At 57.3% G+C, this 12,708-nt stretch carries 9 protein-coding genes; 5 read left to right on the forward strand and 4 right to left on the reverse strand.

Translation table 11 applies throughout. The features are described from left to right. Positions 1 to 340 precede the first annotated feature (340 nt). Both FHW17_RS00290 and FHW17_RS00295 read right to left on the reverse strand, forming a co-directional pair. Complete coding sequence (locus tag FHW17_RS00290; protein ID WP_182508975.1) at positions 341 to 1,189, reverse strand: alpha/beta hydrolase; 849 nt, start codon at positions 1,187 to 1,189, stop codon at positions 341 to 343. A gap of 87 nt (positions 1,190 to 1,276) precedes the next feature. Beyond that, a complete protein-coding gene (locus FHW17_RS00295; protein WP_112528726.1) occupies positions 1,277 to 2,833 on the reverse strand; it encodes an MDR family MFS transporter in 1,557 nt (518 codons plus the stop codon). A 118-nt stretch (positions 2,834 to 2,951) separates the two neighbouring features. Here FHW17_RS00295 and FHW17_RS00300 point away from each other — a divergent pair, with 118 nt between their 5' ends. After that, the gene (locus FHW17_RS00300; RefSeq protein WP_091878564.1) at positions 2,952 to 3,464 is read left to right on the forward strand and encodes a MarR family winged helix-turn-helix transcriptional regulator; all 513 of its coding nucleotides are present in this window, start codon (positions 2,952 to 2,954) and stop codon (positions 3,462 to 3,464) included. Between the two features lie 3 nt (positions 3,465 to 3,467). On the opposite strand, the gene FHW17_RS00305 is transcribed toward FHW17_RS00300, so the two are convergent. Continuing rightward, a complete protein-coding gene (locus FHW17_RS00305; protein WP_112528723.1) occupies positions 3,468 to 4,475 on the reverse strand; it encodes an AI-2E family transporter in 1,008 nt (335 codons plus the stop codon). Between the two features lie 187 nt (positions 4,476 to 4,662). Here FHW17_RS00305 and FHW17_RS00310 point away from each other — a divergent pair, with 187 nt between their 5' ends. From FHW17_RS00310 to FHW17_RS00325, 4 genes are all read left to right on the forward strand, one after another. Then, a complete protein-coding gene (locus FHW17_RS00310) occupies positions 4,663 to 6,015 on the forward strand; it encodes an efflux RND transporter periplasmic adaptor subunit (RefSeq protein WP_182508976.1) in 1,353 nt (450 codons plus the stop codon). After that, positions 6,012 to 9,122, forward strand: a complete 3,111-nt coding sequence (locus tag FHW17_RS00315) for an efflux RND transporter permease subunit (protein ID WP_182508977.1) — start codon at positions 6,012 to 6,014, stop codon at positions 9,120 to 9,122. Before FHW17_RS00310 ends, FHW17_RS00315 begins: the two co-directional genes overlap by 4 nt. Further along, positions 9,119 to 12,217: an efflux RND transporter permease subunit gene (locus tag FHW17_RS00320; RefSeq protein ID WP_112528717.1), complete on the forward strand. Its 3,099-nt coding sequence runs from the start codon at positions 9,119 to 9,121 to the stop codon at positions 12,215 to 12,217. The genes FHW17_RS00315 and FHW17_RS00320 overlap by 4 nt, the downstream gene beginning before the upstream one ends. Positions 12,218 to 12,322: 105 nt before the next feature. Further along, complete coding sequence (locus FHW17_RS00325) at positions 12,323 to 12,472, forward strand: hypothetical protein (protein ID WP_162700273.1); 150 nt, start codon at positions 12,323 to 12,325, stop codon at positions 12,470 to 12,472. Positions 12,473 to 12,480: 8 nt separating this feature from the next. Here FHW17_RS00325 and FHW17_RS00330 read toward each other — a convergent pair whose 3' ends face one another. Beyond that, on the reverse strand, positions 12,481 to 12,663 hold the full coding sequence (locus FHW17_RS00330; RefSeq protein WP_112528715.1) for a hypothetical protein: 183 nt from the start codon (positions 12,661 to 12,663) through the stop codon (positions 12,481 to 12,483). Positions 12,664 to 12,708: the final 45 nt, after the last annotated feature.

The raw sequence follows: 12,708 nt of genomic DNA on the forward strand, positions 1-12,708 counted from the left end.
ACAGGCTCTGGAGGCTCACCATGAGGGACTTGGGTGGATGCAACGATAATCGCAGAGATTGCAGATCAAAATGGTTGCAGACTGTGGCTCCCCATCATCCCTCCCCACTCCGTCATCCTCGGGCCTGACCCGAGGACCCATAATTTAAAAGCGCGAGTGGTCACGTTCGTTTGATCTCTTTTGCCGTGGGTCCTCGGGTCAAGCCCGAGGATGACAGGGAGAGGTGGTTTGTAGGGAGCCATATTCTGCAGCCATTATGATTACCTTTGCATCCACCCAAGTCCCTCATGGTGAGCCTGTCGAACCACGAACCACGAACCAACAGCCTTGCAGGGATCACCTACCGATCAATAAAATCCCGCACGGCCTTGTTATACCCCGCCGGGTCCTGCAGCATCGCAAAGTGGCTGGCATTATCCAGTATCACCAGCTTGGCGCCGGGAATGGTTTTGGCCATGTAATCCGTATGCTCGCGGGTGATTGCTTCGTCATGATCCCCAAGCACGATAGCAATCGGTGTTTTGATCTTTTTCAGGTCGTCATCGGTCCAGTTTGGCTCGCTGGCCCACATGCCGCTGATCTGCTCGACAAAGGCATCATATTCGCCCGGCGTCGGGGAGATTTTCCTGTAAACCTCGCCAGCCTTTTCGATGTAACCCGCAAAGGTCTTGTTCTGCAGCACATCCGGCTTGACGCCGTCGATCTTGGTATTGGCGGCCTGCGCAAACACTTTGGTCAGGCGCTCCGGGTGATGAATGGCGATATCAATGCCGATAATGCCGCCATCGCTCCAGCCAACCAGCGCCGTCTTGTCGATTTTGAGATAGTCGAGCAAAGCAAGGTAATCCGAGGACATCAGGTCATAGCTGAACGGATTGGCATTGCGGGTGGAGCGGCCATGGCCGCGGCTATCGGCAACGATAACCATATGATCCTTGGATAGATCAGCCACCTGCCCGCCCCAGACATCGCTATAGCCAAGCCCGCCATGGATAAGCAGTACCGGCGGACCCGAACCATAAACCGCATAATACATCTGGATGCCATTGACGGGGGCGGTGCCGCTTTTGACGGCGGCTGGCATTGGTGCGGGATCAGGCAGTTGCTCCCAGCGCTCGGCAGCAAGCGCCGTTGTCACGGCGAAGGCAAACAACAGTCCCAGAGCGGCGATGACTGATTTGAGTTTCATGATGCTCTCCATTTCCCGCAATGATTGCAGTGGGTGAGCAGCAAGATCAGCACTTTTCAGTCAGCGCTGCAATGGGCCGGAGGCGGACTATTCCGCCGCCTCCGCAATGGCTTCATTGGCCTGCATGGCAGGATCAACCGGCTTGGGCTTGCCCGCGCTTGGCAATTGCACCGGCTTCAGAAGCGTCGCCATCAGCAGACCAAACAGGGCAATGCAGGCGGCGGTCAGGAACAGCGGGCTGAATGCGGCAGCATAACTATCGGCAAGCATCTGCTTTGCTTCCGCTGGCAGTGCCGCCATCATCTTCGGCGTCAGTTCCTCGATATTGCCCACACCCGGAATGTTGACGGCCCCATGCGAGATGTTGGCCGCAATGATGGCGCCGTAGGCCGAGATGGCAATCGAGGCTCCGGCCATGCGTGCCAGCGATACCGAGCCGGTTGCTGCACCCACATCGCGACTTCCGGCGGCGTTCTGCACGCCGATAATCGGAATCTGCTGCCCCATGCCAATACCAACACCGTGCATCAGCATCAGGAGACCGATGAGAACCACGGGAGTTCCCGCATGAACCTGCGTGAACAGACCAAAGGCAACCGTACTGAAGGCAAGGCCACCCATTGACAGATATTTATAGCGGCCCGTCATCGAAATCACGCGGCCTGTAAACAGCGAACCGCCGACGATGCCACCCGTCAAAAGGATGAACAGCAGGCCCGCCATCGATGGCGACAGGCCCGTCGTCGTCTGCAGGAAGAAGGCGAAATAATTGACCATGCCGATAGCAATGCAACCGCTGGCCACGGAAATGATCACGAACAAAGTAAAGGTCGAATTGCGGAACAGCGACAGCGGAATGATCGGTTCCTGCGCGCGGCGTTCAACAAAAACCCATATGATGGCGCAGACAATGCCGAAGCCGATAATGCCGAGGGTCTGCGGCGCCAGCAGCGAGCCGAACAACTGGCCGCCATCGGCTGCAAGCACAAGGCTTGTCGTCGTCAGGGCAAGCAGCACTGCACCGGCATAGTCGATCTTGGGCTTGCGGGCAGGTTTGCGGTAGGGAAGCATGAAGATCAGCCCGGCGAGGACAATCAGCCCGATCGGCAGGTTGATCAGGAAGATCGAGCGCCAGCCGAAAAGATCACTCATCGTGCCACCCAGAACCGGACCGATAGCGCCGGAGGCAATGAAGACAAGGCTGAGATAGCTCTGGTAACGGGCGCGTTCGCGCGGTTCAAAAAGGTCAGCGCTGACGGAAAAGATCGAGACCATGACCCCACCGCCGCCGAGCCCCTGCAGCACGCGCGCGGCAATCAGCGTGTTCATGGAGATCGCAAGACCGCAGACAACAGAGCCGAGCGTAAAAATAAAGATGGCCGAAATCATCACATATTTGCGGCCAAACAGGTCGCCAAGCTTGCCATAAACAGGCATGACCGCGCTGATGGCGAGCAGATAGGCAGAGCCGATCCAGGCGAAGCGCTCAAGCTGGCCGAACTCGCCGACTATGGTTGGCAAGGCAGTTGAGACGATCTGATTATCCAGCGTCGCCATGAACATGGCAGCCATCAGAAAGAAGAAGAGAGTCAGCCGTTTGCGCGGGTCCGCGACGAGCGGCTCAAAGGAATTATTCTGGTCCATAGGATGGGGTATCCGGTTTGATTGGTGCAATTTATGTGCTATTAGCATACATATGTCAACAGCAGCGGAATGCTTTTTGCATATTTTAAACCCGGTGCGCATCTGTTATGGTTGAATCATGACTGATACTTTAGTGACACATGAAATCGAAACGCCCGAAACCGGGACAGATGACGATCTCCTGCGCATTGGCCATGCCATGACGCGTATGCGGCTGATGACAGGACGGCGGGTGATTGGCCGTCTTGCCATTCAGAAGGTTGCACCGGGGCTGGAACTGACCCATCTGGATGTGCTTGATGCGGTCAGGCGCGGGGAAATCTCCGGTGAAGTCACTGTTGGCCTGATTGCCGAAACATTGCGGATTGACCCTTCACGCGCCAGCCGTATCGTTGCGGAAATGGTTGCCAAGAATGTGCTGCGCCGGAAAGCCTCGCAGGCCGATGCGCGGCGCATCGTCGTTGTCATGACACCGCTCGGACAACGGCTTCTCGCCGAACTGCGGTTGCAAAAGCAGGCCATTGTCGAGGGCATCGTTGCTGATTGGTCGCCCGAAGAAATCGAAATCTTCGGACGCCTTTTCGAAAAGTACGTCAGCGGATTCGAGGCGTTGTTTGCATCACGCGAATAAGCTTCAGATGAGCTTGCGCGCGGTAAGCTCGTCTTTCAGATAGGCATAATAGATCGGCGCGGCAATGAGCCCTGCCACGCCAAACCACGCTTCCATAAACACCATCGCCAGCAGCAATTCCCACGAGCGGGATTTGATCCGCGCGCCGATAATGCGGGCGTTCAGGAAATATTCGAGCTTGTGAATGACAACGAGGAAGGCGAGCGAGCCAAAGGCTGCCATGAACGACACACTGAGCCCGACAATGACGATAATCGTGTTGGAAATCAGATTGCCGATAACAGGCAGAAGACCGGCCACAAAGGTGACGACAATCATCGTCTTGACCAGCGGCAGATGCACGCCAAGGATCGGCAGGATGACAACGAGATAGATCGCCGTCAGGAATGTGTTCAGCGCGGAAATGCGGATCTGCGAAAAGACGATGTTGCGGAACGCCCCGCTGAGCACGCTTGCCCGCTCGACCAGCGCCAGGGCCAGTGGACCCGGCGTGCGCGATATATTCACCGAGCTGAGCGCAATCATCCCGCCGATCACCATGCCAACGATGATGCGGACAATGAGCACGCCGAAATCGCGGCCGACAAGCTGCAATTGGCCTGCATGTTCGCGCAGCCATTTGGCGGCAATGGATTCCAGTTCGTCAAGATTGGACGGGAAATAGGCTTTCGCCCAGTCAGGCACATGAACCTGTGCCGTATCCATGATCTCGGCCATTTTCTTGAACAGCGAGACGACGCCTTCCGAACCATTGGTCAATTGCCCAAGGCCGCTGATGACAGCTGCGACAATCAGAAGAATGAAGATAATGGCCAGCAACGCAAGCGCCAATGTCTTGGTCAAGCTGTTGGAAACACCAAGTTTACCAAGCACGGGTGCCGCAAGATGGACGAGATTATAGACGAGAAGTCCCGATAGAAGGGCCGAAAGCAGCCCAAGCTGGAGGACAGCAAAGAGAGCGATGAGCGTCAACGCGAAAGACGCTATGTAGAGCCTTGTGGCAGTCAGCAAGTTGCACCTTGAGAAGGGCTATCCGTTTCAAATTGTTCCTAGCCTTGAAAGCCTCTTCGGCGCAAGCGAAAGCCGCGTAAATATGGACAAAATTTAATGGCGGCGGCAATTTCCATGCAACCCCATTACCCGCTAATGTACTGTTTCTCTTAGACCCTTTCGAGGGAAGACATGAACAGGTGAGTGAATGGTATCGAAAACGCGCGCTCTGGTGGTGATCCTGATCATTGCTGCCCTTGGCGCGGGCGCATATGTGACGCGCGAACGCTGGTGGAAAACACCCGGTGCGACAACGCAGGACGCCGCCTCTCCCGCGGCTGGCCAGCGGGAAGGCGGACGCCGTGGCGGCGGACGGCGCGGCGGTGGTTCAAGTCTCGGGCCTACACCGGTTCTGGTGGCTGAAGCCAAATCCGCCGATGTTCCTGTCTATATCGATGGCGTGGGTTCAGTCCGCCCGCTCAACTCCGTCGTCGTGCGCTCGCAGGTCAGCGGCAAACTGGCCGCCATAGAGTTTCAGGAAGGGCAGGATGTGAAGGCGGGCGATGTGCTCGCGCGCATTGATGACGCCATTTATCGCGCCCAGCTGGATCAGGCCACCGCAAAGAAGGCGCAGGATCAGGCGCTTCTTGCCAATACCAAGCTCGACCTTGAACGCTATATCCGGCTTGCCCAGACCAATGCGGGCACACAGCAGCAGGCAGACACGCAGCGCGCGCTGGTCGCGCAATATGAGGCGCAGCTCAAGTCCGACGAGGCTGCCATTGAAAGTGCGCAGGCAACACTGGATTACACGATTATCCGCGCACCCATTGATGGGCGCACCGGTATCCGCAATGTCGATGTCGGCAATATTGTCAGCACATCCGATACAACAGGTATCGTGACACTGTCGCAGATCAAGCCGATTTCAGTGCAATTCTCGATCCCGCAGCAGCGACTGGCCAAGATCAACGTGGCGAGCGCGGCCAATACCCTCCCCGTGCAGGCGCTTTCGGGAGACGGAAAGACGGTCATCGACAGCGGCACCCTTGCTGTTATCGACAATCAGGTCGATCCGACGACGGGAACCGTAAAGCTCAAGGCGAACTTTCCCAATGACAAACTTGTCCTCTGGCCGGGCGCATTCGTCAATGCGCGCTTGCTGGTGCAGACCTTGAACGGGGCAATTGTCGTGCCCACCGCCGCAGTGCAGCGCGGCCCGACGGGAACTTTTGTCTATCTGCTTCAGGAGGGTGATACGGTTGCCATGCATCCGGTGACGGTGGGGCAACAGGATGATGTGCAGGCCGTCATTAACGAAGGTGTTGCAGCGGGCGACAAAATCGTCACTACAGGCTTTGCCCGGTTGCAGGACGGTGCCAAGGTTCAGGTTACGAGCGCTGCGGATGCGGGAACGACGCCTGCTCTTGATGCAAAACCGGCTGATGATGGCAAACAACCGGATGGAACTGCAAAGAGCGGCGAACGGCAGCATAAGCGACGCAATCAGCAGGGCGGTGGTGCAAGCGGCGGAGAGGCCGATAGCGGGACCCCGAAATGAGTGTTTCGACACCTTTCATCCACAGGCCCATAGCAACCTCGCTTCTGGGGATTGCCGTGCTGCTCGGCGGTATCCTCGGCTATCTTGCCCTGCCGGTCGCACCGCTGCCGCAGGTGGATTTTCCGACGATACAGGTGACAACACAATTGCCGGGTGCCAATCCCGATACTATGGCGTCACTCGTCACCGCACCGCTTGAACGACAACTCGGACAGATACCCTCGCTCTCCTCAATGGTGTCATCAAGCGCATTCGGCATCAGTCAGGTAACGCTGCAATTTGATCTCGACCGGGATATCGATGGTGCCGCGCAGGACGTGCAGGCGGCGATCAATGCAGCCGGTTCCCTGCTGCCAAAAACCCTGCCCTATCCGCCTACCTACGCCAAGGTGAACCCCGCCGATACACCTATCATCACCCTTGCCTTGCGTTCCACGAGCTATTCCATCCGCAATCTCAGTGACTTTGCCGATACCATGATGGCGCAGCGGCTGAGCGAGGTCACGGGCGTCGGCAATGTCAATATTCAGGGCGGCGTGCGTCCCGCCGTGCGCATTCAGGCGGATCTGCCGCGTCTTGCCTCCTATGGCATTGCACTAGAGGATATTCGAACCGCGATCACCAATGCCAGCGTTGCCGGTGCCAAGGGTGCGCTCGATGGCACACACCAATCCTACACAATTTCAGCCAACGACCAGATTATCGATCCGCAGACCTATAATTCCATCATTGTTGCCTACAAGAACGGTTCCCCGGTTCTTCTCAAAGATGTGGCAACTGTTGTTGAAGGGTTGGAAAACTCCCGTGTTGGCGCGTGGTATCAGGGCGAGCCTGCCGTCGTCATCGATGTGATGCGCCAGCCCGGTGCCAATGTCATCGATACGGTTGCCCGCGTGCTGCAGCAATTGCCGCGTCTCAAACAGGCTTTGCCAGCAGGTGTGACGCTGGATGTGGTGAACGACCGGACGAACACAATCCGCGCGTCCATCCATGATGTGCAATTGACCCTTGCGATCAGTATCGCACTGGTCATTCTCGTGGTCTTCATCTTTCTGAGAACCATGCGCGCCACCATCATTGCCGGCGTGGCCCTCCCCCTGTCGCTTGTGGCGACATTCGGGGTGATGTGGTTTGCAGGTTTCAGCCTCGATAATCTTTCCCTGATGGCGCTGACCATCGGCACCGGCTTTGTGGTCGATGATGCGATTGTGATGATCGAGAACATCGTTCGCCATATCGAAGATGGCGAAGGCCCACTGGATGCGGCGCTCAAGGGCGCGGGCGAGATCGGGTTTACCATCATATCGCTGACCGTCTCGCTGATCGCAGTGTTTATCCCGCTGCTTTTCATGACGGGCATTGTCGGGCGCATGTTCCGCGAATTCGCTTTGACCCTGACCATTGCCGTTGTTGTGTCCGCAATCGTCTCCCTTACACTGACACCCATGATGTGCGCCCGCATCCTGCGCGGCAAAGAAGAGGGCGAGCGCCGCGGCGTGCTGCACAATATCGACCAATGGATGGACAAGGTCATAGAGGGCTACCGCCGCAGTCTGCTTTGGGCGCTTGATCGCAGCAAACTCATGTTGCTGCTGACGGCTGTCACGCTTGCAGCGACAATTGCGCTTTACGTGATCATCCCCAAAGGATTTCTGCCTTCACAGGATACCGGGCTGATAACGGCGATCATCGAAACCGAGCCGACGACCTCGTTCGACGCGATCAAACGAACCCAGGCTATTGTTACCGACAGGCTGCGACAGGACCCTGATGTGGCAGGTATTGTTTCGGTGGTTGGAACCAGCACAACCAATCTTATACCCAACACAGGCACGCTCAGCCTTGCGCTAAAACCACAGGACCAGCGGTCGGATTCCGCCGCGCAGATTATCGACCGGCTGCGAACAGAAACCACTGGTATTCCCGGCGTACAGGTAACATTCCAGAGCGTGCAGGATATCCGCATCAGCACCCGTTCCAGCCGTGCGCCATACCAATATACGCTGACCGGCACCGATACCGCGATGGTGGTGGACTGGGCGCAGCGCCTCGCCAAGGAATTGCAGCGCGATCCGGCTCTGATCAATGTGGCTTCGGAAATAGAAATGGGCGGCGGGCGCATTTTCGTCAACGTCGACAGGGAAACCGCCTCGCGGCTCGGCGTTTCCATGCAGGCGGTTAGTGACACGCTCAATGACGCCTTCGGTCAGCGCCAGATCGGCACTATCTATGGACAGGCCAATCAGTACAGGATCATCCTTGAAGCCTCGCCGCAATATCAGGCGGACCCGAAGTCGCTCGATAAGCTCTATGTCAGCGGCGCCGGGGGCGCTCAGGTGCAATTGAGCGCGTTTGCCACCGCTTCGTTCACCACGGCACCATTGGTCATTGGCCATGACGAGCAGTTCCCCGCTGTCACTGTCAGTTTTGACCTTGCACCGGGAGCCTCATTGAGCCATGCGGTGACGGCAATCAAATCGGCTGAAAAAGCCATTGCGCTGCCCGAGTCGATCCGCGGGCAATATTCTGGCGATGCGGCGGAATTTGCCAGTTCACTGGCAGGCGAGCCTTGGCTCATTCTTGCGGCCATCATCACGATCTATATCGTGCTCGGCGTTCTCTACGAAAGCGCCATTCATCCCATCACCATTCTTTCCACACTGCCATCGGCGGGTGTCGGGGCACTGGTCGCCCTGATGCTGTTCGGGCAGGACCTGTCGATCATTGCGCTTATCGGCATCGTGCTTCTCATGGGTATCGTGAAGAAGAACGCGATCATGATGATCGACTTTGCCCTTGAGGCTGAAAGAACCGAAGGACTTGATCCGCGCGAAGCGATTGTCAAAGCATCGATCCTGCGTTTCCGTCCGATCATGATGACCACGCTTGCCGCGCTTTTCGGCGCCCTGCCGCTGGCCCTTGCGCAAGGAACCGGCTCGGAGCTGCGCATTCCGCTTGGCATCAGCATTATTGGCGGCCTCGTCCTCAGCCAGCTTCTGACGCTCTATACGACGCCGGTCATCTATCTCGGCTTTGAGCGCCTGCGCAGCCGCATCGTCGGTCGGCCAACCGGTACGCCTGCCCCTGAAGCGGATGGCGGCGTATGAACTTTTCCGAACCGTTCATCCGCAGACCTGTTGGAACCACGCTACTGGCGCTGGGTCTGTTGATGCTCGGCATTGTTGCCTATGGCTTTCTGCCTGTTGCGAGCCTTCCCTCGGTAGATCTGCCGACGATCCGCGTTTCCGCCAGCCGCCCCGGCGCCGATCCCGCGACCATGGCTGCCAGCGTTGCCGCGCCGCTGGAGCGCCGCCTCGGCTCAATCGCTGGCGTTACAGAACTCACATCGGTCAGTTCGCTCGGTTCCACCAACATTACGGTGCAATTTGACCTGTCGCGCGATGTCGACGGAGCGGCGCAAGACGTGCAGGCAGCGCTCAATGCGGCTGCTACGGACCTGCCTTCCGACCTGCCGTCACTGCCCAGTTTCCGCAAGGTCAATCCGGCGGCAGCGCCCGTGCTTATTCTGGCGCTGACATCCGATACGGTCTCTGCCAGCGCTATTTACGATGCGGCAGACACGGTCATCGTTCAGCGTATTTCACAGGTGGAAGGGGTTGGCGAAGTGACGGCCAGCGGAGCGGATCAACCGGCGATCCGTGTCCGCTTCGACCCTGATCGCCTTGCGGCCATGGGCATGTCGCTCGACACGGTTCGCACCGCCATCGTCAATGCCAATGTGGCCGAACCGGTTGGCTCCATCGATGGCAGTGATTTTGCTTTCTCGATTGGCACCAATGCGCAATTGAAAACAACCGAGGATTACGGACGGATCATCATCCGCAGCGGCGACGGGACGGCTGTTCGCCTGTCCGATATCGCCACTGTCGAACAGGGCGTGCGCAACAGCCGGTCAGACGCCTGGTATAATGGCAAGCCCTCGGTTCTTCTCAACATCACCAAACAGGCCAATGCCAATGTCATTGCCACCGTGGATGCGGTGAAAACGCTGCTGCCTGATCTGAAGCGGCTGATACCGCCGGGCATTGATATTGCGGTTCTCTCAGACCGGACCACGACCATTCATGCCAGTGTGAATGATATGCAGTGGACGCTTCTGGCCACCATCTGTCTTGTTATGGCGGTTGTCATGGTTTTCCTGCGGCGTGCCACCCCGACCATGGCAGCCGGTGTGACCGTACCATTGTCGCTCGCTGGCACATTTGCCGCCATGTGGGCCTGGGGTCTTTCCATCGACAATCTGTCCCTGATGGCACTCGCCGTATCGGTTGGGTTCGTTGTCGATGATGCGATCGTCATGATCGAGAATATTTATGCCAACCTCGAAGAAGGCATGAAGCCGATGCGGGCAGCGCTTGAAGGCGCGCGGCAGATTGGCTTCACTGTCATTTCCATCAGCGTATCGCTGCTTGCCGCCTTCATTCCCCTGTTCTTCATGGGCGGTATCGTCGGGCGTTTCTTCCAGACCTTTTCGCTGACCCTTGCCTTCACCATTCTTGTCTCCACGGTCGTATCCCTGACCGTGACGCCGATGATCTGCGGACATAGGCTGAAAGCCCATGATGCCAATGCCCGTCCGGGTGCCTTCGGCCGTATAGTCGAAGGTACGCTTGACACTGTGATCGCCTTTTATGGCCGGACATTGAAGAGTGTCCTCTATCACCGTGTTCTGGCCGTGCTTGTCATTTTTGCCTGTGTTGCCATCACAGCTTTTCTCTATGTCAAAGTCCCAAAAGGCTTCTTTCCATCTGATGATACCGGCTTCATCATGGGCGGTACGCAGGCTTCAACCGATATCTCCTATCCGGCCATGGTGGACCTGCAGCGGCAGGCGGCAGCAATTGCAGGTCAGGACCCGGCTGTTGCCGGCGTTGGCTCCTCCGTCGGTGGCGGCGGGTTTTCATCCGGTGTCAATCGCGGGCAGTTGCTGATTTCACTGAAGCCGGAGAAGGAACGCGACCCGACCGCCATTGTCATTGACCGAATGCGCAAATCACTTGCCTCCGTGGCGGGCCTTTCAACATTCCTGTTTTCCCCCGGCGACATCCGCGCGGGCGGACGTTCGACCCAGTCGCAATATCAGTTCACCCTGTGGGATGCCAATTATAGTGAGCTTGTCACATGGGCGCCAAAGGTGCTGGACCGTCTCAAACAGGAACCCGGTTTGACCGATGTGGCAACGGACCGCCAGCCCAACGGATTGCAGGCCAATGTGACGATAGACCGGGTCGCAGCTGCGCGCATGGGCGTGGCCATCGGCGATATAGACAGCGCGCTCAACAATGCCTTTTCACAGCGGCAGGTCTCCACGATCTACTCGGCGCGCAACCAATACCGGGTGGTGATCGAAGCCAATGCCGGTTACGCGCTCGACCCCGATCAAATCGCCAATCTGCATGTCACCGGAACCGGCGGCATACAGGTGCCGCTCAGCAGTGTCGCCAAGATCGAGCGCACCCTTGCGCCCCTTGTCGTCAATCATCAGGGGCAGTTTCCGTCCGTCACCATTTCCTACAATCTGGCATTGGGGACCTCGCTGGAAGATGCCAACAATGCGGTACAGGCAGCTGTTCTCGGCATGCATCTTCCCGATTCACTTCACGCGGAGTTTGCGGGCGACGCCGCATCACTCACCCAATCCACCGGCAGCCAACCCCTGCTTATCCTTGCGGCATTGCTGACAGTCTATATCGTGCTCGGCATTCTCTATGAGAGCCTCGCCCACCCTCTGACAATCATATCCACCCTGCCCTCTGCCGGGCTTGGCGCCCTGCTTGCATTGGTCATAACGGGCACGGAACTGACACTGATTGCCTTTATCGGCATCATTCTTCTGATCGGCATCGTCAAGAAGAACGGCATCATGATGGTGGATTTCGCACTACAGGGCGAACGAAGCTATGGCCTGTCAGCGGAGGACGCGATTTATCAGGCATGTCTCAAGCGCTTCCGGCCAATCCTCATGACAACGCTTGCCGCCATCATGGGCGCCATACCGCTCATCATTGCGACCGGTCCCGGTTCAGAACTGCGCCGTCCGCTTGGAATTACCATTGTTGGCGGGCTCATCGTGTCGCAGGTGCTCACCCTCTACACCACACCGGTCATCTATCTGATGCTGGCACGACTGCACGAACGCTGGTCGGTGAAGAAACCCATTGCTGCCGGGCAACGGCCATAAAATTTGTAAAATTTTAATAAATTGAAACGCGGGATGAACGGCGGGTTCTACGCATGTTCAGGTTGCAACTCATACCTTTGTGTCAGTTCCACAGGGGTATCTGTCATGCTTGTACAGCGTCTTGGCATTGTCTTTTTCATTTTCATGGCTTTTGCCTTGTCCTTCGGCAGCTTTGTCAATTACACGGCCAAATATGGCCGGGACGCCCACCTCGCCTATCAGGGCAAGGTCATGCAGGACACACGCAACAACTGAGCCATTCCCTATTGTTTGCGCTTCTCCGCCTTTTCAAGGCGCTTGAGCAGATCAACGAACTGCGAGGGTAGATCCTTGTCAGCCTGAGAAGGCTGGGAGGACTGGACGGCATTGCGGAAATCCTGCCGGGTAATCTGTGTGCGCATGACCGTGGCAACCGGTTGATGCGGCATTCCATGTTTTACAGCCATATGACCCTTCCCATCCATTTCTGGAGCAAGATCGGTACTCATCTG

The organism is Phyllobacterium sp. P30BS-XVII, assembly GCF_014138335.1.
Classification (GTDB): Bacteria; Pseudomonadota; Alphaproteobacteria; order Rhizobiales; family Rhizobiaceae; genus Phyllobacterium; species Phyllobacterium meliloti.

Excerpts from the sequence above, each read along its gene's own strand:
- FHW17_RS00290 (WP_182508975.1), bottom strand. The coding sequence starts at position 1,189 with ATGAAACTCAAATCAGTCATCGCCGCTCTGGGACTGTTGTTTGCCTTC.
- FHW17_RS00295 (WP_112528726.1), bottom strand. The coding sequence starts at position 2,833 with ATGGACCAGAATAATTCCTTTGAGCCGCTCGTCGCGGACCCGCGCAAA.
- FHW17_RS00300 (WP_091878564.1), top strand. The coding sequence starts at position 2,952 with ATGACTGATACTTTAGTGACACATGAAATCGAAACGCCCGAAACCGGG.
- FHW17_RS00310 (WP_182508976.1), top strand. The coding sequence starts at position 4,663 with ATGGTATCGAAAACGCGCGCTCTGGTGGTGATCCTGATCATTGCTGCC.
- FHW17_RS00315 (WP_182508977.1), top strand. The coding sequence starts at position 6,012 with ATGAGTGTTTCGACACCTTTCATCCACAGGCCCATAGCAACCTCGCTT.
- FHW17_RS00320 (WP_112528717.1), top strand. The coding sequence starts at position 9,119 with ATGAACTTTTCCGAACCGTTCATCCGCAGACCTGTTGGAACCACGCTA.
- FHW17_RS00325 (WP_162700273.1), top strand. The coding sequence starts at position 12,323 with ATGCTTGTACAGCGTCTTGGCATTGTCTTTTTCATTTTCATGGCTTTT.
- FHW17_RS00330 (WP_112528715.1), bottom strand. The coding sequence starts at position 12,663 with ATGGCTGTAAAACATGGAATGCCGCATCAACCGGTTGCCACGGTCATG.